The sequence below is a fragment of the uncultured Campylobacter sp. genome, assembly GCF_938017705.1.
Taxonomy (GTDB): Bacteria; Campylobacterota; Campylobacteria; order Campylobacterales; family Campylobacteraceae; genus Campylobacter_B.
Map to the genome: position 1 here is coordinate 1 of NZ_CALIIS010000160.1, position 1,362 is coordinate 1,362.

The window sequence follows — 1,362 nt, forward strand, 5'->3', positions numbered from 1 at the left end:
GCTCTATATAACTCAGACGATCTTACTAGATTAAACAGAGATAGCTCCAAGCTAAATAAAGAGCTATATTCTACCAAGCTAAGCTCTAACGTTGATGCAAGCGTAGATATGAGGTTGTTTAGCGAAGGGGGAAGGAAGGAGATAAAGGATGATTATAATCGCGCTTCTATGATAGGAAATATCGGATATAATATATTGATGGGAGACATATCGCTTGATAAATATTTTACGGAGCTTGGTAGATATAATACAAGCTATGAATTCGATAAAGAATTTGGTGAACCTTTTGCTAAAGCTATGAGTGATAAATGCCTAAGCCTAGCAGAAAAGAAACAAATTCAAGAGGCATATATGAATGCCAAGAACTATGCTATGGGCTTAAGAACGGATATCACAGCAGTATATCTAGCGAGCCCTAATGGTAAAAATAGTCAAGTATTAATGGGAAATTTTAATCCTAAAAACCAAACTATTACAACCGTATTCTCTACAGATAAACACAATAATATAAAAACCGATTTTAGCAGTTTTTATTTTGTACAGTCGCATGAAAATAGCCATTTACAAGATTTTAAGGATGGAATTTATCGAGCCAATATGAATGGTAATCAGGAGACAAGAGCTAACGCTAGGGCAACAGATAGCCTCAATTATTTCAATAAGGCTCTAGGCATAAGCTCAAAAGGAAATTTCAACATCGGTCTATATAGTTTTTCGGCTAGTAACTCTATGGCGAATAAAAGCACACTGATAAATAACTTGAGAATTTTCTCAGGACTCGATTATTCGAAAAGTAGGAATGTGGATATAAATAAATTGGATCCGGAATCAAAGACAAATATTATATCGCGGCTTATAGAAACGGCTAATAAAATAGGTATGGATAAGTATAACCCTTCCGATAAAATAACCTATGCAGACCACGGTATTTCAGATAAAGAAGGCATTACATTATTTAGTTTTTATAACGATCCTCCAATAGAAACCGCAAAAAAGCTACAGCAAGAATTTCTAAAATTAGAAAAGTATAAAAATAATCCCAACATGCCTATAGAGTTGACTGTATGTTATATTGGCGGAAGCGATATACAAAAAGAATTGAGTTTATTAGAACCGGACAGAGAAATCATTGCTTATGAAGGTTATTATGCAACACAACTGGTTTATGTGCCGTATTTAAATCCGGGCTCAGGAAAAGTCATATACAGAAATGGCAAGGTCATTTATATAGACGGCAATACTAATTTTATAGATAGAATTTTAATCAAAAATAAAGAGATAAAATGAGATTGCTAAAAAAGATTTTAAAAATAGTCTTTTATTTGGTGTTAATTATTTTTACGTTACTTTTAATTCTACCGT

At 33.0% G+C, this 1,362-nt stretch carries 1 protein-coding gene; it reads left to right on the plus strand.

Annotated elements, in window-relative coordinates:
- Nucleotides 1–1,287: hypothetical protein (locus Q0605_RS07870; RefSeq protein WP_298705852.1), on the plus strand; the 1,287-nt coding region annotated here is incomplete at its 5' end.
- Nucleotides 1,288–1,362: the final 75 nt, after the last annotated feature.